General features: G+C 50.7%; 18 protein-coding genes. 15 read left to right on the forward strand and 3 right to left on the reverse strand.

The window, feature by feature from the left end:
- The first annotated feature begins 29 nt into the window (after positions 1-29).
- On the forward strand, positions 30-1,010 hold the full coding sequence (locus ICL07_RS18340; protein WP_188089478.1) for a sugar phosphate isomerase/epimerase family protein: 981 nt from the start codon (positions 30-32) through the stop codon (positions 1,008-1,010).
- A 4-nt stretch (positions 1,011-1,014) separates the two neighbouring features.
- Here ICL07_RS18340 and ICL07_RS18345 read toward each other — a convergent pair whose 3' ends face one another.
- Complete coding sequence (locus ICL07_RS18345) at positions 1,015-1,404, reverse strand: hypothetical protein (RefSeq protein ID WP_188089479.1); 390 nt, start codon at positions 1,402-1,404, stop codon at positions 1,015-1,017.
- An 85-nt stretch (positions 1,405-1,489) separates the two neighbouring features.
- On the opposite strand from ICL07_RS18345, the gene ICL07_RS18350 reads away from it, so the two are divergent.
- From ICL07_RS18350 to ICL07_RS32820, 14 genes are all read left to right on the forward strand, one after another.
- The gene (locus ICL07_RS18350) at positions 1,490-2,704 is read left to right on the forward strand and encodes a tetratricopeptide repeat protein (protein WP_188089480.1); all 1,215 of its coding nucleotides are present in this window, start codon (positions 1,490-1,492) and stop codon (positions 2,702-2,704) included.
- Positions 2,697-3,251 carry an SMI1/KNR4 family protein gene (locus ICL07_RS18355; protein ID WP_188089481.1) on the forward strand — a complete coding sequence of 185 codons (555 nt, stop codon included), beginning with the start codon at positions 2,697-2,699 and terminating at the stop codon, positions 3,249-3,251. The genes ICL07_RS18350 and ICL07_RS18355 overlap by 8 nt, the downstream gene beginning before the upstream one ends.
- 223 nt (positions 3,252-3,474) lie before the next feature.
- Positions 3,475-4,074, forward strand: a complete 600-nt coding sequence (locus ICL07_RS18360) for an RNA polymerase sigma factor (RefSeq protein ID WP_188089482.1) — start codon at positions 3,475-3,477, stop codon at positions 4,072-4,074.
- Positions 4,075-4,197: 123 nt separating this feature from the next.
- Positions 4,198-5,358 (forward strand): FecR family protein, encoded by a 1,161-nt coding sequence (locus tag ICL07_RS18365; protein ID WP_188089483.1) that lies wholly within the window; start codon positions 4,198-4,200, stop codon positions 5,356-5,358.
- Between the two features lie 272 nt (positions 5,359-5,630).
- Positions 5,631-8,969 carry a TonB-dependent receptor gene (locus ICL07_RS18370; protein WP_188089484.1) on the forward strand — a complete coding sequence of 1,113 codons (3,339 nt, stop codon included), beginning with the start codon at positions 5,631-5,633 and terminating at the stop codon, positions 8,967-8,969.
- Positions 8,970-8,990: 21 nt separating this feature from the next.
- Positions 8,991-10,574 (forward strand): RagB/SusD family nutrient uptake outer membrane protein, encoded by a 1,584-nt coding sequence (locus ICL07_RS18375; protein ID WP_188089485.1) that lies wholly within the window; start codon positions 8,991-8,993, stop codon positions 10,572-10,574.
- 255 nt (positions 10,575-10,829) lie between these two features.
- Positions 10,830-11,468, forward strand: coding sequence for a (2Fe-2S)-binding protein (locus ICL07_RS18380; RefSeq protein WP_188089486.1), 639 nt, complete (start codon positions 10,830-10,832; stop codon positions 11,466-11,468).
- Positions 11,465-12,445 carry an FAD binding domain-containing protein gene (locus ICL07_RS18385; protein ID WP_188089487.1) on the forward strand — a complete coding sequence of 327 codons (981 nt, stop codon included), beginning with the start codon at positions 11,465-11,467 and terminating at the stop codon, positions 12,443-12,445. Before ICL07_RS18380 ends, ICL07_RS18385 begins: the two co-directional genes overlap by 4 nt.
- Entirely contained in the window at positions 12,442-14,625 is a 2,184-nt protein-coding gene (locus ICL07_RS18390) for a xanthine dehydrogenase family protein molybdopterin-binding subunit (protein WP_188089488.1), read from the forward strand. The genes ICL07_RS18385 and ICL07_RS18390 overlap by 4 nt, the downstream gene beginning before the upstream one ends.
- Positions 14,626-14,629: 4 nt before the next feature.
- Complete coding sequence (locus ICL07_RS18395; protein WP_188089489.1) at positions 14,630-15,787, forward strand: XdhC family protein; 1,158 nt, start codon at positions 14,630-14,632, stop codon at positions 15,785-15,787.
- Positions 15,784-16,374, forward strand: a complete 591-nt coding sequence (locus ICL07_RS18400; RefSeq protein ID WP_188089490.1) for a nucleotidyltransferase family protein — start codon at positions 15,784-15,786, stop codon at positions 16,372-16,374. Before ICL07_RS18395 ends, ICL07_RS18400 begins: the two co-directional genes overlap by 4 nt.
- A 292-nt stretch (positions 16,375-16,666) precedes the next feature.
- Positions 16,667-17,560, forward strand: coding sequence for a phytanoyl-CoA dioxygenase family protein (locus ICL07_RS18405; protein WP_188089491.1), 894 nt, complete (start codon positions 16,667-16,669; stop codon positions 17,558-17,560).
- Positions 17,561-17,573: 13 nt separating this feature from the next.
- Positions 17,574-18,386 (forward strand): SDR family NAD(P)-dependent oxidoreductase, encoded by an 813-nt coding sequence (locus ICL07_RS18410; protein ID WP_188089492.1) that lies wholly within the window; start codon positions 17,574-17,576, stop codon positions 18,384-18,386.
- Between the two features lie 88 nt (positions 18,387-18,474).
- Complete coding sequence (locus ICL07_RS32820) at positions 18,475-18,630, forward strand: DUF72 domain-containing protein (protein WP_188089805.1); 156 nt, start codon at positions 18,475-18,477, stop codon at positions 18,628-18,630.
- 8 nt (positions 18,631-18,638) lie between these two features.
- Here ICL07_RS32820 and ICL07_RS18420 read toward each other — a convergent pair whose 3' ends face one another.
- Both ICL07_RS18420 and ICL07_RS18425 read right to left on the reverse strand, forming a co-directional pair.
- Positions 18,639-19,415 (reverse strand): DNA-formamidopyrimidine glycosylase family protein, encoded by a 777-nt coding sequence (locus ICL07_RS18420; RefSeq protein WP_188089493.1) that lies wholly within the window; start codon positions 19,413-19,415, stop codon positions 18,639-18,641.
- Between the two features lie 12 nt (positions 19,416-19,427).
- Positions 19,428-21,143: a DUF885 family protein gene (locus ICL07_RS18425; protein ID WP_188089494.1), complete on the reverse strand. Its 1,716-nt coding sequence runs from the start codon at positions 21,141-21,143 to the stop codon at positions 19,428-19,430.
- Positions 21,144-21,314: the final 171 nt, after the last annotated feature.

Consider the following 21,314-nt stretch of genomic DNA (forward strand, 5'->3'; position numbering starts at 1 on the left):
TCCACGTTACAAACAATATTATTTATCAGATGCATAACTCACGACGTTCATTTATTCAGCAGGCCGGATTACTGGCCGCCGGCATAATGCTCCCCGGCCGTCTTTTCGCACAAACGGAAAAGAAAGGCCTCACCCGCAACATCGGGCTGCAATTGTACACGCTGCGCGACCAGCTGGACAAAGATGTGAAAAGCACCATCATCCGTGTTTCACAAATCGGCTACAACGAGGTGGAAACCTATTATGGCTACGAAGGAGAAAAAGATAAGGGCACTTTCTGGGGCCTCAAACCTTCCGAATTAAAAGCCCTGTTCCAGGAATACCAGCTGGCAACACCCAGCGGGCACTATCAGCTCAATGACTACCTTACCCGTGGCAACGGTAACCCCGCAGCATTACAACCGCAGATTGACCTGGCAGCGCAACTGGGACAACAATATTTTATTGTACCCGTACTTCCCCTTTCCCTGTGGGATAAAAAACTGACTACCGACGATTACAAGTTCATGGCCGAACAACTGAACAAAGCCGGTGAACTGTGTAAAAAATCCAACCTGCATATCGGTTACCACAACCATTACTGGGAATTTAAAAAACTGGCTGACAAGCCGAATACCACCGGCTATGATGTGCTGCTCAAAAACACGGACCCTTCCCTCGTGTCTTTTGAACTGGATCTTTTCTGGGCCGTCAAATCCGGCGTAGATCCGCTGAAATTATTCTCTCAGGCGCCCGGCAGATTTGTAGCCTGGCATGTGAAAGACATGGATAAAAAAAATACCGCCAGCCTTACCGCCGCAGGCACTGAAAACAAAACTTCCATGGAACTCCTGTCCGGCGTATCTTTCGCAGAAGTCGGCACTGGCAGCATCAACTTCCGCCAGATCTTCGCGCATGCGAAACAGGCAGGCGTTCAACATATCTTCGTAGAGCAGGATAAAATTACCATCGATCCGTTCGATAGCATTACCAAAAGTTATAACTACGTGAAAAACGTATTGTTAAAATAAATCCCTAACCCCGGGCAGTTGCCCGGGGTATCCATATCACCAGCAGGGCGGCATATATTACCCCCAACAATACCCAGGTGGCGGTTAACACAAATCCGCTCCATACTGCCAACCCCAAAGCACATGTAATCAGGCTGGTCACCGGCATTAAATCCCACGCCTGTTTCAGTGGTTTCCATACACTGAATAATACCAGCAACTGCGATACTCCCAGTAACATTACCGGCAGAGACACCACCCATTGATAACGCATATTCAGCCCATGTTCCCATACCATCGTCAACCACATCAGTTCAATCTCATACAAACGCCATTCAAACATATGCTGGAAATAAAGCAATAAACTACAGCCTACCAGGCAGATTTTGGCAATAGGAAGCAGGATATTTTTCATCAGGTATTTTTTTTATTAAGATGTCTGCCTGCGCTTTTTTCCACAATGCCTTATTTTCGCATCTCAAACAAAGCGCACCCAAGATATGTCGATGCACGAAATAGAATCCCTGGTAGAGATGTCCGTTTACTGCCTGCATGAAAGCCAGGACAATACCCTGGACCGCAGAAGCCTCTTTTACAACCTGTATGAACTGCAATCACTGTTCGATACCGGCTTTACCCATTTCCGGGTAATGGATATCCTGATAGAACACCGCTTCGTATATACCTTTCCGATAACTGCGCATCCATCGTATGCACAGCACCAGGCCTTCCTCGATGCCCTGGCGGCCTCCCAAAAATTCAGTTTCATCTATACCCGACCTGAACAGGAATGGGATGCTGAAACCAATCCCGTAGCCGGATACGCCCACTTCGACCAGCAAAAACAGACTTACCTGCTGTACTGTGATGCCGGTTCACCGCTATGGACCGCCCTCGTAGCCAACGGTACTTTACAAGGTCCTGATGCTGTGGCGCCAGCCGTCACCGATGTATTTTCCCTCGCGCTGGTAATTGCCCGGAACGCAGCACAGCAACAATACCGCGACCTGCTCAACAGCTGGTACCTCCTGCTGCCATACATGGTAATGGCTGCCGAACAGGAAAACGAACCGATCAATCAGGATGCCCTGAAAGAAATACTGGACCTCGTTGTTGCACAGGATGCCATTTACGCTGAAGGTCTGCCACCCTTGGACGAGCTGCCCAACGGCGGCGAGCTGGGCAAGTTCTGCGAATGGTGGTACGCTCCCGCTAAAGATAAAATGAAGACTGCCGCTGAAATGGATAACGGCATTGACCTCGACGCGGTGCCCTTTACCCAGGAAGTGGAAAAAACCGCCGGCTGGTACGACAGCCAGGTAACCAGCCTGCTGGAAAGCATCCACCACAGCATTTCCTTCATGGAAGACAACGGCTACAACGAAGACACCCAAAAAAGTGTGGAAGGCCGGCTGCAACTGGCGCTGGATTATGCCCGCAAAGGCATTGAACTGGCTCCGAATGAACCCGGGCTGCTGGTCAACATGGGCTCCCTGTATCTGCTGGTACAACAATACGAAGAAGCCCTGGCCTGCTACAACAAAGCCCTGGCCCTCGCGCCGGACAACACTTACGTGCACCTTAACCGTGCGATCCTCTTCTATCATATGGAAGACATCCCCATGGCCATCGCCTCCTTTGAAAAACTGCTGACGCTGGAACCAGACAATGAATTTGCACAACAGTGGCTGGCACAACTCAAAAACAATGGATAACCACCTGCAAGATATTTCCACAGCACTCGGCATTACCCTGCCGGGTGCTTATGCCCGTTTCCTCGAAACGGCACAACTCCGGGAAAGTCGCCTCGTAACCGATCTCGTGAATCTTTACGGTACCAATGATCTGATTACCCGTAACCAGGACTACCAGGTACAAAAATACCTCCCCGGATACCTCAGCATCGGCGACGATAGCGGCGGCCGTGGTATACTCCTCAATACCACCGCCACCACGCCCACCCTGTATATCACGGGATATGGCGCCCTCGACCCGGATTGCCTGGATGTACTCAGCGATGATTTCCTCCGGTGGGCAGCGCAAGGCTATTCCCTGGAAATTATCCGCGAAGCGCCCGCTTTTATAGCCGCCCGTAATTCGCCGGCAGCGCAGTTGCGCAATGCCCTGGCACAATTATACAAAGCCCTCTCCAACCTCGAAGCCGCCAAATCCGGCATGGACCTCAAAACCTATCTGCTGCAAAAACGCCGCCTGCAACAGGAGATACAGCACCTGGAAGCCGCCGCACCAAAAAACGATTAAAAAAGCGGATATGATGGGACTTAACGCTTCCCCGGGGCGAAGATGTTGTCCAACCACCCTTCTTATTACAAGGCTAAAACCTTGTACTTTTTTTACCAATTTATCACCCTATCTTTGAACACCCCGGTTGCCATTCTTTCATCACTGTTGTATCCATAAAATTTATGGGCCTAAACCTCACCGGGATATCAATCATTTTGACAGATCAGTATCGGGACACAGGATGCAGAACGACGTAGTACAGGAAACAATATTATTTGACCGGATCGCGGAAGGAGATGAAACAGCTTTTGAAACACTGTTCCACCTTTATGCTCCCCGTATCCAGCCTGTCATCCGTCAAATCATCCAGGAAGACGCCCCGGTAAAGGATATCATCCAGGAAGTGTTCCTCGGCCTCTGGCTGGGACGCGACAAATTGCCCACTGTCAGCAGTCCGCGTAACTGGATCTTTAAAATAACCTACCACCGCTCCTATAGCTGGCTACAGAAACAGGATGTCCGCGAAAAAGCCCGCCACCAGCTATCCTGGAACGAAAACGAATACACGAATATCACGGAAGACAACCTCTCGCTCTCCGAAACCTCGCGGCTGATACGGGAAGCTATCGAACAACTACCTCCCCAGGCACTGAAAATATACCGCCTGAGCCGGGAAAATGAGCTGAAAATAGCAGACATCGCCCATCAACTCGATGTCTCAGTCCAGACCGTAAAGAATTCACTGGTACGCTCCCTGCGTGCTATCCGGGAATATCTTCTCAAACATGGTATTAGTATACCATTGCTGTTGTTTTATTACACTATTCCACACTTTTTTTAATTTTTTTTTCAGATTGATAGGTACTATCGCATCGTTCGCGGTACGTATAGGCAAGGGCACCCCTTTGCAACCAGGGCATCCCCACCAAAATCCAGTTGTTCACGCGATATAAAAACCACGTCATTGCCAGATACTGAGAGACTGATATACTTACTATCACAAGCCCGCCGACGCCTTGCTACCAGCGAGGAGTATACGGAACTGCTGGATATGATCCGGGCAGACGATACCGGTGTGATCAACGCAGAAATAGCTGCGTTCCATGGCCCGGCAGCGCCCGATAATACCACGGACCCTGCGGAATGGCAGCTGCTGGCGACTGCTATACTGGCGGCGGACAAAACCCCGCCACACCGCATACGTTCATTCCGCTGGAGATGGGCAGCTGCAGCCTGCCTGCTGCTATTGGCCGGTACCACCTGGTGGTGGCTGCGCCCCACTCATGCACCGGCCCCTGCTGTGGCACAGCTCACCACACCGGATGTCGCCCCCGGCGGCAATAAAGCCATACTCACCCTCAGCGATGGTTCGCAAATCACACTCGACAGCGCCAGCAACGGGATACTGGCACAACAAGGCAACAGTAAAGTCTCCAAACTCGCCAACGGACAGGTAGTGTACGATGCCTCCGGCGCCAGTCAGGGTAAAATACTGTACAATACCATGAGCACACCGCTTGGCGGCCAATATAAACTTACCCTGCCCGATGGCTCCCACGTATGGCTCAATGCCGGCTCCTCCATCACCTATCCCACTGCCTTCACCGGCAACGAGCGGAAGGTAACCGTTACCGGGGAAGCCTATTTTGAAGTAGCCCGCAATGCTGCGATGCCCTTCCGCGTAATAGCCAACCAAACAGCTGTCGATGTATTGGGTACCCATTTTAATATCAACGCCTATACGGATGAAGCTACTATCAATACCACATTGGTGGAAGGCGCTGTAAAAGTCTCGGCACATAACCGTCAACTGGTATTGAAACCGGGTCAGCAGGCACAGGTAGGCCAACGGGAGGTACAAATAGCAGACCAGGTAGACCTCGCCTCCATTACGGCCTGGAAAGAAGGGTACTTTTCGTTTAACAACGCTGACCTCCCTACGGTGATGAGAGAACTGGCCCGCTGGTACAACCTGGAAGTAACCTACGAAGGAAAAATACCGGAACGTGTATTTAACGGGGAAATAGGCCGCAGCCTTACCTTATCACAAGTGCTGAAAGGACTTTCCAGGACAAGAATAAAATATCGCATTGAAGATGGCCACCGGATTATTATCCAGCCATAGTCTTTATAAACGAACAATGAAAAACAACCACGAACAATGATCAACTCAGGTTAACAAAGCTGTATTCCCATGTACTTTAATGAAATAAGCCGGGGATTAAGATTGGCGTCAGAACCCCGGCCTTAGTTCAGTTAAACCAACAAACAAGTCGGTAAACATTATTTATTAATTCAACCAAACATTGCAAAAGTATGCAACTAAAGGCTATTTGTAATTCCGGGCCCGGATGTCACCCAAAAAAAGCCGGGCTGTTCAACAAACTTTTGTTAGTTATGAAGCTAACTTCCGTACTGCTCCTCCTGGCTATTTTACAGGTAAGCGCCCATACCAGCGCACAGACCGTCACCTGGTCTGCCCGTGCTGTCAGCCTCCAGAAAGTACTGAACGTCATCCGCCAGCAAACCGGCTATGCTTTCTTTTACGACCGGGAGGACCTGAAAAACACTACGCCGGTAACCGTAGATATGAAAAACGTGTCCCTCTCAACCGCCATGGACATGGTGATGCAACATCAGTCACTCAGCTACGAGATACAGGGAAATACGGTGTTCATCACCCGTAATGAAAAAAATGAGAAAGATACCAAACCGGTACTGAACAACACCCCGCCACCCATCACCATCACCGGTAAAGTGGTGGATGAAAAAGGCGTAGGTATCCCCGGCGTGTCCGTCATGGTAAAAGGTACCACCAAAGGCGCTATCACCACCGCTACCGGCGATTTCCAGCTGGCAGGCGTGGATGAAAACGCCGTGGTGACTGTCACCAGCATCGGCTATACGCCGCAGGAAATCAGCCTGAAAGGTAAAACACAGCTGAACATCACGTTGCTGGCAGATGTAAGCTCCCTGAAACAACTGGTGGTGGTAGGTTACGGCACACAGAAAAAAGCGAACCTCACCGGCGCCGTGTCCAGCATCGGTAATAAGGAACTGACCAACCGCCCGGTGACCAACGTCAGCAACGCATTACAGGGCACCATGCCGGGCGTTACGGTAACATCCGCGGTCAGCGGTCAGCCAGGCGCTGATACGGCTAAAATACGCATCCGCGGTATCGGTACGCTGAACAATGCCGACCCGGTGGTGGTGATCGATGGCGTGATCGCTAACCTTAATACACTCAACAATATCAACCCGGATGATATCGCCTCCATGTCTGTACTGAAAGATGCTGCCTCCGCAGCCATCTATGGCTCCCGTGCAGCCAATGGCGTTATCCTCATCACTACCAACCAGGGCAAAAAAGGGGCGCCACGCATTGTGTATAACGCTTATTTAGGTAAACAGAAAGCCACCGGCCTGCCCGATTATCTCCCTTCCTGGCAGGTAGCTGAACTGGAAAACCAGGCCGCCGCCAATGAAGGCTCCGGTCCCAAATACACCCCGGATCAAATTGCCAAATACAAAGACGGCTCCGATCCTTATAACTACCCTAATACAGACTGGCTGAGCCTCTTTTACAAAGGCAGCGGTATCCAGCAAAACCACTATCTCGGCATGTCCGGCGGCACGGAAAAAACACAATACGCCTTCTCCCTCGGCCTCTTCGATGAGAACGGTATCGTGAAAAAAACAAATGCCAAAAGATATACTTCCCGTTTGAACCTTACTTCACAGCTCACTAACCGCATTAAGGTAAATGCCAATATCGGCTTTACTTCCAGCGGCCGGAAAGAACCATCCAATCCCTACACCGGCGATTTCCAGCAGCTGATCAGACAAATCAACCGCATCAACCCGCGTATTCCGTATAAGTATGAGAATGGCCACTACGGCTCCATTGGCGATGGTAACCCCATGGCCTGGCTGGAAGGAAACAGCCTGAACCAGTTTACGACGTATGACCTGGTAGGCAATGTAGGCGTGGACTGGGAAGTGGTGAAAGACCTGCACATCAGACCATCATTGGGCTACATCATGAATATTATTCATGCTAAAAAATTCGCTGCGGAACAACAATACTACAATGCCAGCGGCAACAAGTCCTTCTACCAGGGACCCAGCTCTGTAACAGATGTCAACGCTTTTTCCAATACCATCACCCAGCAGCTACTGGTGGAATACAGCAAATCGTTTGATAAACACAACTTCAAAATACTCGGCGGCGCTTCCCAGGAACAAACCAAATACACCTACGATGAAGGCTACCGCAAAGGATATGTCAATACACAGCTGACCGATCTGAACCTCGGTAGCCCTGCCGGCCAGTATGCGCTCAATTATGGCTATAACATGGGCCTGCGCTCTTTCTTCGGCAGATTGAACTACGACTATGACGGCAAATACCTGCTGGAAGCCAACCTGCGTTATGACGGTTCTTCCCGCTTCGCCTCACAGAACAGATGGGGCCTGTTCCCGTCTTTCTCCGCCGGCTGGAACCTCGACAGGGAAGCCTTCTTCGAGCCGCTGAAACCAGTGGTGTCCAACCTCAAGCTGAGAGCCTCCTGGGGACAGCTGGGCAACCAATACGTAAAAGGACCGGATGACAACAAGTATCCTACTTATCAGTATTATCCGTATCTCTTTACCATCCTCGGTAACCAGAACTATGTATTTGGTGGTACCGCCGGTACCGTGGCACAGGGCGTAGCGCCCATCAACGGCGCTAACCCGGATATCCAGTGGGAAACAACCACAGAAACCGGCGCCGGTATCGATGCAGGCTTCTTCGATGGTAAAATAAATTTCAGTGTGGACTACTTCCATAAAGTAACCAGCAACATCCTCATGGCTATCCCGGTAGGCGCAGTGTATGGATTAAAAGCGCCGGTGCAGAACGCAGGTACCGTACTTAACCGGGGTTGGGAATTCCTGTTGGGTTATAACGACAGTAAAGGTGATTTCAGCTATGGAGCATCCTTTAACGCAGCAGTTATCCACAACGAAATTACCGATCTCCATGGGGTCGGACCTATCATCGACGGTTATACGGTGCAGCAGGTAGGATATCCTGTAAACTCCCTCTATGGCTACATTGCAGACGGCATCCTGCGCTCTAAGGATGAGGTAAAAAATACACCTTACTACCTGCCCACCATCGCCCCAGGCGATCTGAAATACCGCGATATAGACGGTAACGATACCATCACCGGCGCGGATCGTCAGTACCTGGGCAGCTATTTCCCGAAAGTCACTTTCGGCCTCAACCTGAATGGCTCCTGGAAAAACTTTGATATGAGCATTCTGCTGCAAGGCGCTGCCGGCGTGAAAACCTACATCGATGCCGGTAAGATCGGTGCTATTGGTGGTAACGCCAATAAACCTACTTCCGCCTTCCTCGATAACTGGACACCGGAAAATCCAAATGCATCCATGCCGCGTGCCTGGTACAACTACAAACAAAATGACCCTTCCGGTACACCTTCTTCTTTTTGGGTGAAAGATGGTTCCTACCTGCGATTAAAAAACCTGCAGATAGGTTATTCTCTCCCGGAAAAACTGATCAAACGGGCAGGACTCACCAAAGTACGCTTCTACTACAGCGGTCAGAACATTCTCACGTTTGACCACCTGTACAAATGGATAGATCCTGAAGCATCGATCAAAAGCAGTATCTACTACTACCCGCAGGTAAAAGTGCACACGTTTGGCGTCAATGTTAGTTTTTAACCGTTACGAAAAATCACGATCATGAAAAGAAACCTTCTCTATATATTGTTAGCGGGTGTGCTCACGCAGACTGCCTGTCAGAAAGACTTTCTGGACAAATCACCTACCGATGGCTACACCAATGAAACGCTATGGACAACAGAAGCCGCTGCTGCTGCGGCGCTCGCCGGTTGTTACAAAGACTGGGAAACCAGCACCAATATTTTTTATATGGATGCGGTGAGCGATAACAGCTATAGCCAGTGGGCCTGGGATAACTATCAGCACCTGGGAAATGGTACCGCCACAGCTACAGATCCGCAGGTAGTGAGCCAATGGGATTATGTAACCATACAGAAATGTAACTGGTTCATCGAAAACGTAGGAAAGGCGCCTATTGCAGACGATATCAAAACCCGGTTTACTGCGGAAGCCCGTTTTCTCCGGGCTTATCGCTATTTCCTGTTGACACAATTGTATGGAAATGTACCATTGGTGGTCAAAAACCTTTCTACCACAGAAGCAGGCACTGTTACGAAAACGCCCAAAGCAGAGGTTCGGAAATTTATAACCGATGAACTGGCCGCCATCGCACAGGTACTGCCGGATAAATATACAGGCAACGATATCGGTCGCATTACTAAAGGTGCGGCATTATCTCTCCGGGCCAGGGTAGAACTGTACGACAAAAACTATGCGGCCGCCATTGAAGACTGTAAAAAAGTAATGGCACTCGGTTACGGCCTGTTTCCCAACTACACGGACCTTTTCCGTCCGGACAACGAAAACAACAAGGAAGTTATCCTGGACATACAATACAAAGCCAATGAAAAAGATAACGAGAATGAAAATATCGGCATTCTTCCTTCTTCCGGCTATGGCGGCTGGGCTTCACTGAGTCCTACGCAGTCACTGGTAGACGCCTACGAAATGGCGAACGGCAAAACCATCGATGATCCGGCTTCCGGCTATAATGAAAATGATCCCTACACCGGCAGGGATCCTCGGTTAGCCGCCAACGTGGTATATCCCGGCTTACAGTACAGCGGTAAGATCTACGATCCTATTACGCCCGGCAGCGATAACTATTACAGCGAAGGCAACAATTCTCCTACCGGTTACCTGGTGCGGAAATTCGCGCCTTTCCTATCCGATTTTCCGGATATGTGGCATACCGGTCTGAATATCATAGTGATCCGTTATGCCGAAGTTTTGCTCACTTATGCAGAAGCACAGGTAGAATCCGGTGTGATAGACAACAGCGTATACCAGGCACTCGATGATATCCGTCAGCGTGCCGGCATGCCATTGGTAGACCGCGCCGTATATAACGATGTTACTTCCCTGCGCAAACTTATCAGGCGCGAACGCCGGGTAGAACTGGCGCTCGAAGGGCTGCGCTGGTACGACATACAGCGTTGGCAGATAGGCGCCGACGTTAGGTCCGGCGCTGTATACGGCACCCGCCTCGGCACTGTTGACGCCACTACCGGTAAGGTAACCCTTACAGGAGATCATATCGTCACAGAACGCCGCGTCTTTAATCCGCAAAGAGATTACCTGTGGCCGGTACCACAGAAAGAAATAGATATCAACAAAGGACTGGGACAGAATCCCGGCTACTAGTTCACGCAAAGACGCAAAGCAGCAAAGGCGCAAAGATTATTGAAGCGAATATTAAGAAAACAAAGGAGCGAAGATCAAATGTTGATCTTCGCTCCTTTGTTTTCTTTGCTCACTTATGTAACCTTTGCGAGACTCCTTTGCTTTCTTAGCTCGCTTATATCATCTTTGCGCCTTTGCTGCTTTGCGTCTTTGCGTGAACTCTTGCAGATATGTTAAAAAAAGGGTACCTTTTTGCCACATAAAACCCTTGTGTATATGTCACAAGCACCTAAAGAAAACCCGACCACACCGGGTAAAAAGGACAAGCACGAAGCCAGGCGTGACTTTCTGAAACAATCTTCCGCGTTGATGGCGCTGGCGCTCACCCCGCCACTGGTGGTAAAAGCCGGTGAAAATGATGAAGCGATAGCCGGCCTCTTTGAAAAGATGCCTGTCAGCATGCATATCAACGGCAAAGCCTATCAACTGTCGGTAGAACCCAGGGTAACACTGCTGGACCTGCTGCGGGAACAACTGGCGCTCACCGGTACCAAGAAAGGTTGCGATCATGGTCAATGCGGCGCTTGTACTGTTCACGTAGACGGTCAGCGTATCAATTCCTGCCTGACCCTCGCCGTGATGCAGGAAGGGAAAAAAATTACCACCATCGAAGGGCTTTCACAGGGAGATGACCTGCATCCTGTACAGGAAGCTTTTATTAAACATGATGGCTTTCAATGCGGTTACTGCACACCCGGCCAGATCATGTCGGCAGTGGCCTGCATCCGGGAAGGGCATGCCGGTTCACCGGAAGAAATACGCGAATTCATGAGTGGTAATATTTGCCGCTGCGGCGCCTATGACAACATTGTAGCCGCTATTATGGACGTAAAACAAGGAGGGCACAACGTATGAACCAGTTTTCCTATGTAAGGCCTGCGAGCCAGCAGGCCGCTATTGACGCCCTCACCAGGGATAGCTCCGCCCGTTTCATCGCCGGTGGCACCAACCTGCTGGACCTGATGAAAAACGGTGTGCTGGCGCCGGAGAAGCTGGTAGATATCAACCGGCTGCCCCTGAAAAATATTGTGCTGAACAATAACATTCTGCACATCGGTGCGCTGGCGCTCAACAGTGAAGTCGCCGCGCATCCGCTGGTAAAAACGCATCACCCGTTGTTATCGCAGGCCTTGCTGGCCGGCGCTTCGCAACAGCTCCGCAATATGGCCACCACCGGCGGCAATATGATGCAGCGTACCCGTTGCAGTTATTTCTACGACATCACCATGCCCTGCAATAAAAGAACACCCGGCAGCGGTTGCAGCGCTATCGGCGGCATGAACCGCATGCACGCCATTTTCGGCGACAGCGAGCAGTGTATCGCCGTACATCCCAGCGATATGTGCGTGGCGCTCGTAGCGCTCGATGCAACGGTACTGGTAGCCGGTCCCAAAGGCAACCGCCGCATTCCTTTCGGCGATTTCCACCGCCTGCCCGGCACTACCCCCGACAAAGACAATAACCTCGGTAAAGGTGAACTGATTACCGGTATTGACATACCCGCCAGTCCTTTTACCCGGAATGTATATTACCTCAAGGTACGCGACCGCGCTTCCTATGCTTTTGCACTGGTATCTGTTGCCGCCGCGCTGGATATCAGCAACAACACTATCCGCGGTGTACGGCTGGCAATGGGTGGTGTGGCGCACAAACCCTGGCGCCTGCACGAAGCGGAAAAAGCACTGACAGGCAAAGCGCCGACGACAGAAAATTTCCGTATAGCCGCTACCGTAGCTACACAGTCAGCGCACCCTTATACGCATAATGCCTTCAAAGTGCCCATGGCCCAGAACAGTATCGTTACCGCCTTACAAAAAGCCGCCGCCGTATGAAAAAGCAAGCAGTAGGACAATCCATGGACCGCGTAGACGGTCGCCTGAAAGTAACCGGGGCCGCCCGTTACTTTGCTGATCATCAGCCGGAAGGTATGTTGTACGCAGCACTGGTATGCAGCACCATCAGTAGTGGCCGCATTACCGCGATAGATGCCGCCAAAGCACTGCGGGCGCCCGGTGTGGCCGATGTGGTGTCCCACCTCAACGCACCGCCTGTTCCGGGTTACCAGGTAGAAAATCCCAATCCCAAACAGGGACTGAAAATATTTCACGACGACCGTATCTATTCCAATGGACAACCGGTAGCCATTGTAGTGGCCAACACCCTGGAACGGGCAGTATACGCCGCCTCCCTCGTGAAGGTAAGCTACGCAAAGGAAGCACACGAAACGGATTTGGCTGCCAGTATGAACAAAGCTTTCCAGGTCGCCAAAATAAAAGATTACCTCCGGGGTGAAGCCGATGCCTGGAAAAAAGCGCCGGTAAATATGGAGGCGGAATACAATATTCCCATTGAAGTACACAACCCTATGGAGCTGGCAGGTATGATCGCTCATTGGGAAGCACCGGATAAACTCACGGTCTACGCGAAAACGCAGGGTGTTAAAAGTGTGCAGCAAACATTGAAAACACTCTTTCAATTACCGGAAGATCATATCACCGTACACTCGCAGTTCGTAGGCGGCGCTTTCGGAATGGCACTGCGTATCTGGCCTATGGAAATAGCCACCATCCTGGCTGCGAAGAAAGCAGGCAAACCGGTGAAACTGGTGATCAACCGTAAAGAGATGTTCACGCTGGTAGGTTACCGCCCAGCCGCTACGCAACGTATAGGCATTGGCGCTACTGCCGATGGCAAACTGACCGGTATCACGCACAGCGCCGTAGCCAACACCTCACCCTATGAGGATTTCACCGAGGCGATCGTGAACATGAGCCGCATGATGTACGCATGTCCGAATGTAAACACCCGGTATCAGCTGGTACCGCTCAATCTCAGCACCCCGGTGTGGATGCGCGGTCCGGGCGAAGCCACCGGCGCCTTCGCGCTGGAATCAGCCATCGATGAACTGGCGCATAAACTCAACATGGACCCGCTGCAGCTGCGAATACTGAACCATGCGGATACCGATCCGGATAAAAACCTGCCTTATTCCAGCAAATACCTGAAGGAAGCCTATGATATGGGCGCAGCTAAAATAGGTTGGCAACAACGCCGTCAAACGCCCCGCCAGCTGGAAGAAGACGGCTGGCTCGCAGGTTACGGTATGAGTAGCGGCGTATTTAGCGCCAGTCGCGGTAAAGCTACCGCCAGCGCTACACTCAGGTCCGATGGTTCGCTTATTATCCGCAGTGCCGCTGCTGATATTGGTCCCGGTACCGCTACCGCCATGGTACAGATAGCCGCTGATGCCACCGGCATCGATGTGAAGAAAATAAAATTCCTGCTGGGAGAATCGGAATACCCCGAAGCACCCCGCCAGGGCGGTTCTTCCACGGTATCTACCGTAGGCAGCGCTGTCAACGACGTATGCCGTACGCTGCAACAAAAGCTGGGTGAACTGGCCACGGCGAATATCCCTGCATTCAAAGCATTGAAGCCGGCAGACATACAACATGAAGCCGGCGCACTGGTATCCGGTACTTCCAGGCTGGACTATGCCGCACTGCTGCAACAACAACAGCTGCCGGAACTGGTGGTCGCCGCTACTTCCCAGGCCGGCGATGAACGGAAACAATACGCTATGTATTCTTTCTCTGTTCATTTTGCGAAAGTACACGTTCATCCTGCCACCGGTGTGGTACGGATTAAACATATTGTAAGTGTGGCCGATTCGGGCACCGTGGTCAACACTAAAACCGCCCGTAGCCAGATGATCGGCGGCGTGGTAGGCGGCATTGGTATGGCGCTTACAGAAGAAGCTTTGATAGATCAGCGTTTCGGCCGTTATGTAAACAACAACTATGCGGACTACCATGTGCCTGTGAATGCAGATACGCCACCTACAGATGTACTGTTTATCAACAAAAAAGATCCCGTTATTAACCCAATGGGCGCTAAAGGTATGGGCGAAATAGCGCTGATAGGCTTTGCTGCCGCTATTTCCAACGCGGTCTTCAATGCTACCGGCAAACGGGTGCGCGACCTGCCCATTACACCCGATAAACTGATTTAATATTATGCAGAAAGAGCTGGAAGATATTGTGAAGGCCTATCTCATCGCCAGTGAGCAAGGTATGCAGACAGCCCTGGCTACCGTGGTACATGTGGAAGGTTCCTCCTACCGGCAGCCCGGCGCCAGAATGCTGATTACAGAAAACGGGGCGCTAACAGGCGCCATCAGTGGCGGCTGCCTCGAAGGAGATGCCTTGCGTAAGGCACAACTGGCCATGCTGCAACAAAAGCCCATGCTGGTCACCTACGATACTACTGATGAAGATGATGCCACCATCGGCGTTGGCCTGGGCTGTAACGGTATCATACATATCCTGCTGGAACCGCTGGGCCCGCACAGAACACTCTGCCCGCTTACCTTATTGCAACAACAGGTAGGTAACAGGGACACTACTGTGCTGGTCACCCTGTTTAATCTTACCCGGCGTTCCGCACCACAACCCGGTACCTGCGTACTGATCACAGATGGCGGAGAAAGACAGGTGCAGCTGGAAGAAGGCCCTTTACGCACCGCTATACTCACGGATGTATGCGCCGCCTTCACCGCGCGGCAATCGGCCGTTAAAACCTATGATACCGGCCAGGATCAAATCACCGCGCTGATCGCGTGGCATCCGCCGGCTATTCAACTGCTGGTCGCCGGTGCCGGCAACGATGTACAGCCCCTGGTGAAAATGGCTGCTATACTGGGTTGGCATACGACAGTAGTGGATGGCCGCCCCGCGTATGCACAGCCGCAACGTTTTCCCGAAGCTGCCCGGGTAATCGTCGCCAAACCCGTGGAGGTACTGCAGCACCTGCAACCCGACGACTATACCGCAGCTGTACTGATGACACATAACTACAACTACGATATCGCTTTATTATCGGCACTGCTGCCGCACCGGTTGCCTTATATCGGTGTACTGGGACCTGCCAGGAAACTGCAACGCATGTTACAGGAAATGGAAGATACCGGCGCCGCTATCACACCGGAACAACGGGCACGTATATACGGACCAGTAGGACTGGACATTGGCGCCGATACACCGGAAGAAATAGCCCTATCCGTTATCAGTGAAGTAAAGGCGGTAATGGCCGGCGCTCCCGGCGATTCGCTGCGCAACAATCCGGTGGCCATCCACCAGCGCGCCCACCAGCAGATCATTCAAAAACAACTATGATGCGCCGCACAGGGATCGTTATACTGGCTGCCGGCGCATCGCAACGTCTGGGAACACCCAAACAACAGGTGCGTTTTGAACAACAAAGTCTGCTGAAACGTATCATTCATACGGCGCAGCAGACCAGTGCCCGCCCTATCGTAGTGGTACTGGGTGCTTTCGCTGACAACATCCTTCCCGAAACAACAAACAGCGAAGCGATAGTCATCATCAACCCACACTGGGAAACCGGTATGGGCAGCTCTATACAAGCCGGTGTACAACACCTGCTACATATAGCCAACAACGTGAGTGATGTACTCATCCTCCTCTGCGATCAGCCTTTCATTACGGCAGCCCTGCTGGAAGAATTAATCACTACACATTTACGGGAAAACAAGGGTATTACTGCCTGCACCTATGGTAACACTACCGGTACGCCCATTATCTTTCACCAAAAGTATTTCCCTCTCCTGCAAACTTTATCCGGTCAGGAAGGCGCGAAAAAAATTATCTATCAACATCCAGACGATGTGACTACTCTCCCTTTCCCGGAAGGCAGTATTGATATCGATACCCCGGAAGATCTTAAAAAACTACACATCTAACATTATCATTATCAATCACCGAAAAAAAATTAAACACCCCTTGTATTTTTTATCAGATCTTTTCACTTATATTTGTCTACAGAATTAGTAGACTAATAAAATCTACCTTTATGAACAGTTATCATCAACATCTAAACCTGCGCCTACATCCGCTTTCATCTGCCAGTCAAGCTACTGTCTGCTCCTGTTGTTGTTAATCCTACCCTCTCTTGTTGCGGTCTCCCCACCAACCTCCGCACATTTCACAACATTTCAGTCTATCATTTTACTGTTACAAAAAAACTGCTTCGTCATGAAAACGAATAACCAACCCGTATTTGAACTGGGGAAAACCATTTCTGCACCTCAACTGTCCTATTTTCAACAACATGGTATTATACAATTTAAAAACTTCCTCGACAAGGAAACGTTATCCGCTGTCCTGGATGAAGTGACACAGGTACAGAATTTCCTGCTACGCAACCAGGTGCAGAAAGTCAACGGTATCCCGTTAAAATTCGGTACCGATACCAATGGTGCGCCACTGATACAGCGCATCGCCTTTGCATCGCATTACAGCAATGCCCTGCGTGAACTATTGAAAGATGAACGGTTGCTGGCGCTTACCAGCCTTCTCGGCCCCTATGACGGCCGTATCGGTGAAAACGAAAAAGATGGCCTCGTGATCAATCATTACGTCAATACCGACAGCAGCCAGTTCCGGCAGTTAGGATGGCATACCGATAGCCCGCGGGATCTTTTCCTCGGCTCCCGTATCCTGCCTATGCTCAACGTAGGCATCCATCTGGATGATTGCCCGCTGGAAAACGGCGGACTACGCGTACTCGCCGGTACGCATCACCAGAGCATCTTCCGCTTATTATTCCGGAAAAAATATTTCATTGACCATACACCTGATAAACGCGAAACAGGCTTCGACATTGAAGCGGGCGACCTTACCGTGCATGACGGCCGCCTATGGCACCGGGTGCAGCAATCACCCTTCACCGGCGAAAAAAGCCGCCGGCGGGTGATGTACATCCCGGTAATCACCGGCGCTTATCAGCCTAAACATGCACATTCTCCTACACCATTTTATCACAAACTGGCTCAGCTAAAACAACATTTATACGGCGGCAAACCACAATGGACAACGGTTAAAGCCGCCGAAGGCAAACTGGCAAAAGTCAACAGTACATCTATCTAAAAAAATTAAGTATATGTCTTATGCATTGGTAACCGGCGCCGCCAAAGGAATTGGCAAAGCCATCGCAGCAGAACTGGCACAGCGGAATTATCACCTCCTGCTGGTGGATCTCGATGATGTATCTCTGCAGGAAACGGCGACAGCATTAGTGGGGCTCTATCACGTCAACGTACACACGCTTCATCAGGACCTGTCCCAGCCGAATGCATTATCGAAGGTAACCGCCTGGAGCAGCCGCTGGCACGATCAACTCACCGTAGTCGTCAACAATGCGGGTTATGGCATCAACGGGGCGTTTGAACAACTCTCCCTGGAGGAACAGTTCAATGTCATCGATGTCAACATCAGGGCACAGGTGGGGCTGTCTTATGCCTATATCCCGGTGCTGCGCCGGTTTCCAAAAGCCTGGCTGCTCAATCTCGCCAGCACTACGGCTTATCAAACCGTCCCCTATCTCAATATATATGCAGCTACCAAGGCTTTTGCCTTGTCCTTCACGAGAGGACTGCGTTACGAACTGCGGCATTCCCCCATCTCGGTGAGCGCACTCAGTCCCGGTAGCACCGATACCGATTTTGTGAACCGCGCCCGCATGGGACAACAAACCAGGAAACTGGCGGACCGGTTTAACATGACGCCCGAAAGCGTGGCTAAAATAGCCGTCAACGGACTGTTTAAAGGAAAAGCGGAAATTGTTCCCGGGTTTATCAACAAACTCAATGCTTCGCTGCCTAAATTTTTCCCAAAATCATTGGTGGAGAGAATTGCGGGGAATATCTACGAACAAAAGGAAAAAGCGCCGGTGGTGGCTATTACACCGGGCTGACCGGTTACGCCCGGAACACCTTTTGCAGCTGTTGGCCTATGGCTAAAAAAGGAATCTATATCGGCACTTCCGGCTGGAGCTATAAACACTGGAAAGAAATTCTCTACCCTCCGACACCGCCTATGCAGCCAAAATAAAAAAATGGCATGCCGCCCAACATGCTGTATGGGCTTTCTTCAATAACGACGGCCACGGCTATGCGCTCAAAAACGCCGTGGAACTTAAAACGCTGTTGGAGGTGTAAAACAGGGCTTACTTATACTCCGCCTGTTCATCGGTGTAATAGGTCTTACCACCGGCCGAAACATGTTGTATTGCCGCGCCGCCCGGACTCTCCGTCAGCTTATGGCTATGCACCAGCATATAATCCCGTACTTCTCCATTGATAATATCAGGATGATGTTCACGGATATTTTTTTCGGCCGTGGTGAGTACTTTATGTATCGCCTTATGCAACGCTTTCACCGCGGTAGCAGGAATTTTATTGGAAACGGAAAACGGGGAAATACGGGCCTCCCACAAAATATCGTCCGCATAGGCATTGCCAATGCCAAGAATATTATGCTGATCGGTTAAAAACTTTTTGATGGCTGTTCTTTTCTTAGCCAGTGTTTCTTTCAGCCATCCCTCGCTCATTTCCCTGGAAAGAGCATCCGGCGCTTCTTTCTCCGCCGGGTCAAGGGTAATGTTTGCCTGGCCCTGATAATCCGTCAGTGCCAGGCCTTTACCACCTTTGAATAATAAGGTGCAGATAGTATGTTTCTGCTCATTCTTTTCGTCAAACAAATATAGTTTGCCATGCAGCATGAGATGCATCCCCAGCACATGGCCGTTTTTAAAAGTAAAATGCAGTTCTTTGCCCACCCGGTGGATGGATTCCAGGCGTTGCCCTTCCAGCGCTGCTTTTAGCGCTTCCTCCGGCGTACGGAGCTTCTTTTTCACCACCACAGTTATTTGCTCCAGCTGTTTATGCAGCAAAACTTTCTCGAGGTTGTGACTGAACACATTCAGGTCAGGTAATTCAGGCATAGCTTTTATTTTTTATCGCTGCAACAATTGATCCGCAAAACGCCACCTTGTTTTAAAATCCGGTGTCAGTGACTGATTGGTAATGATAGCCCGGAACATCTCAACCGGGATGGCATTCTCATGCAGGAAAGCATCATGGAATTGTTTCTCGGTCATTTTACCGCTATCGATCACTTCGTGATGCAGCGCTCTCAGCTGCAATCCGCCCATCATATAAGCGATCTGGTACAGCGGACCATAATTCCCCTCAAACGACCGGCGTACTTCTGAGGTAGCACTGAAACGTTCATGCCCCACCCGGTCTACCAGGAAGTCGATACACTGCTGCGGCGTCCATTTGCCCAGGTGATAATTCAGGGAGAAGATAATGCGGGCGCAACGGTGCATGCGCCAGAACAACGCGCCCACCTTCTGTTCGGGGGTGGCATGGAAATTTTTATTCCATAACAACATCTCCCAGTATAACGCCCACCCCTCTACGGAGAATGGTGTGCTGAACATACGGCGATAAGGTTTATAGCGTTTGTTCATAAAGCCTTGCAGGTTGTGTCCGGGTATCAGCTCATGAAAAACGGTGGCATGGGAAAAGGCGTAGTTGTTGCTACGCAGGCTCATGGCCCGGGTGGCCTCATCCATATCATCGGTAGGATATGCTACCAGAATGGATTCCCCACCCAGGAAAAACGGCGCAAAACGTTGTTGTTCCCTGGTGAGCATAAACATACGCCACGCTTCTTTGGCCAGTGGCGGTACGGTAACCAGGTTGCTGTCCTCCACAAACTTAATGGCTTCGTCTGCCAGGCGGTGTATTAATTCAGGTTGTTTGCCAGGCTCCACGTGGTTTCCCTTTACTTTCTCCAGCGCCTTTTTCCAATCCTTTCCAAATCCCAGGGCGGCAGATGCTTTGAGCATTTCTGCATCGCACCAGGCAAATTCTTTGTTAGCCATCTCCACCAGCTCTTCCGGTGAATAGGGGATCATTTCATACTGCAACTGTGTGATCAGCGCTTCCCGGCCTATAGGCGTGCCTTTGATACCGGAGGCGTCCAGCGATTTATCGCTTTTATCCGCCAGCTCCTGTCCCAGGAAGCGACCGTAGAGCGCCAACAGACTGTCTGTTTGCTGATACGGTTGTTTCACCTGTTTAGTGAAAGCCGGTTCGTAACCATAATAGAAGGTATACACATTTTTAAGTCCATCCCGCAGTTCTCCGACGATCTCTGCAGCGGTGCGGGCTTGTGCAGGGGTGAGCCCGCTTTGTTTTTGCAGGGCAGCTTTTGTCTGGATAATCTGTTGTTGTATAGTACCCAGGTCCGCCGTTATTTTAGGCACATTCGGGTTATCGCCCCGGCGGCGCTTCACCTGCATAGACATAATAGTTTCTGCAAAAGGAATGACGCCGGGCTTTAATTGTTTATATACTGCCTCATTTTCGTCGATTTCCTGCATTTCCCGGGTTAGCTTCCGCTTCAGCAGGATATAATCCACTTGTTCAGCCACCGGCAGGGAGGCGAAGGGTATGTTTTCCAGGCTGACCTGTACTGAATGGTAATAGGTACGCATGCGTCCGAAATATTCCGGGCTGTACCGGAATATATACACTTTGTGCAGATCATCCACATCGGCAGTCATCTGCTGGATCAGTTCCTTAACGGGCTCACCGGTACTGGCATAGGTGCGGAAGCAAAGAAACAGCAGGGGAATAAAGACCAGGTATCTTTTTATCATAGCGCAAAGCTGGTTTAGCGGTATTAAAGATAATCATCCATCCCTGAGTTGCTATGCTGATATTGTCCCGTTTTTCACGAAAATTGCCCCATATCAATATTTTCTGTGTATGTCAACATATTGTTAAATATGCCGGGAAGCGAGCGGGTTGCACTTTTTGAGGTGTGGATT

Origin of the sequence: Chitinophaga qingshengii, assembly GCF_014529935.1 — a bacterium.
Lineage (GTDB): Bacteria > Bacteroidota > Bacteroidia > Chitinophagales > Chitinophagaceae > Chitinophaga > Chitinophaga qingshengii.

Coding starts and splice junctions, on each gene's coding strand:
- ICL07_RS18410 (WP_188089492.1), top strand. CDS start 17,574: ATGTCTTATGCATTGGTAACCGGCGCCGCCAAAGGAATTGGCAAAGCC.
- ICL07_RS18375 (WP_188089485.1), top strand. CDS start 8,991: ATGAAAAGAAACCTTCTCTATATATTGTTAGCGGGTGTGCTCACGCAG.
- ICL07_RS18390 (WP_188089488.1), top strand. CDS start 12,442: ATGAAAAAGCAAGCAGTAGGACAATCCATGGACCGCGTAGACGGTCGC.
- ICL07_RS18370 (WP_188089484.1), top strand. CDS start 5,631: ATGAAGCTAACTTCCGTACTGCTCCTCCTGGCTATTTTACAGGTAAGC.
- ICL07_RS18350 (WP_188089480.1), top strand. CDS start 1,490: ATGTCGATGCACGAAATAGAATCCCTGGTAGAGATGTCCGTTTACTGC.
- ICL07_RS18345 (WP_188089479.1), bottom strand. CDS start 1,404: ATGAAAAATATCCTGCTTCCTATTGCCAAAATCTGCCTGGTAGGCTGT.
- ICL07_RS18360 (WP_188089482.1), top strand. CDS start 3,475: ATGCAGAACGACGTAGTACAGGAAACAATATTATTTGACCGGATCGCG.
- ICL07_RS18425 (WP_188089494.1), bottom strand. CDS start 21,143: ATGATAAAAAGATACCTGGTCTTTATTCCCCTGCTGTTTCTTTGCTTC.
- ICL07_RS18380 (WP_188089486.1), top strand. CDS start 10,830: ATGTCACAAGCACCTAAAGAAAACCCGACCACACCGGGTAAAAAGGAC.
- ICL07_RS18340 (WP_188089478.1), top strand. CDS start 30: ATGCATAACTCACGACGTTCATTTATTCAGCAGGCCGGATTACTGGCC.
- ICL07_RS18405 (WP_188089491.1), top strand. CDS start 16,667: ATGAAAACGAATAACCAACCCGTATTTGAACTGGGGAAAACCATTTCT.
- ICL07_RS18385 (WP_188089487.1), top strand. CDS start 11,465: ATGAACCAGTTTTCCTATGTAAGGCCTGCGAGCCAGCAGGCCGCTATT.
- ICL07_RS18355 (WP_188089481.1), top strand. CDS start 2,697: ATGGATAACCACCTGCAAGATATTTCCACAGCACTCGGCATTACCCTG.
- ICL07_RS18400 (WP_188089490.1), top strand. CDS start 15,784: ATGATGCGCCGCACAGGGATCGTTATACTGGCTGCCGGCGCATCGCAA.
- ICL07_RS18420 (WP_188089493.1), bottom strand. CDS start 19,415: ATGCCTGAATTACCTGACCTGAATGTGTTCAGTCACAACCTCGAGAAA.
- ICL07_RS18395 (WP_188089489.1), top strand. CDS start 14,630: ATGCAGAAAGAGCTGGAAGATATTGTGAAGGCCTATCTCATCGCCAGT.